At 25.2% G+C, this 568-nt stretch carries 1 protein-coding gene; it reads left to right on the top strand.

Features of this window, described 5'->3' with window-relative positions; translation table 11 throughout:
• Positions 1 to 568 (top strand): two-partner secretion domain-containing protein (locus AYC60_RS09675; protein WP_156447703.1); only part of this gene is annotated, 568 nt, incomplete at both ends.

The raw sequence follows: 568 nt of genomic DNA, 5'->3' as shown, positions 1-568 counted from the left end.
AGGATTAGAAGAAAGTAAACTAAAAGGAATACTTGAAGCATTAAGTAAAGATAAACTAGATGTAATACTTTCAAATCCTAATGGAATAACACTAGATGGTGCAAGTTTTTTAAATATACATAATATGGCTTTAACAACATCAAAACCAATAATAGAAAATGAAGAAATAAAAGGATATAGTAATACTAAAGGAAACATAAAAAGCTTAAAAGAACTAAACACAGATGAAAATTTAGAAATAATAGCAAGTACCTTTAAATCAGAAGGAGATATAAAGGCCAAAGAATTAAAAGTAACAACATATGCAGGAGAAGAAGGCATAAAGCTAAGTGCAGATATCATAGGTTCTATACATGGAGATGTAGTAAAAATAGTAGCAACAAAATCAGGTATAGGAGTTAAAAGTATAACTTCAAAAGATTTAACATTAGAATCAAAGACACAAGCAAAAGTAGAAGAAATAAAAACAAATAATTTAAATGTTAAGGTAGAAGAAGATTTTACAAATAGAGATAAAATAATATCAAATAATAATATAAATATATCAGCTAAAAACATAATAAATGAT

Source organism: Streptobacillus felis, assembly GCF_001559775.1.
GTDB classification, from domain to species: Bacteria; Fusobacteriota; Fusobacteriia; order Fusobacteriales; family Leptotrichiaceae; genus Streptobacillus; species Streptobacillus felis.
The sequence above is the reverse complement of the archived record's forward strand: the minus strand, read 5'-3'. Positions and strand labels throughout refer to the sequence as shown.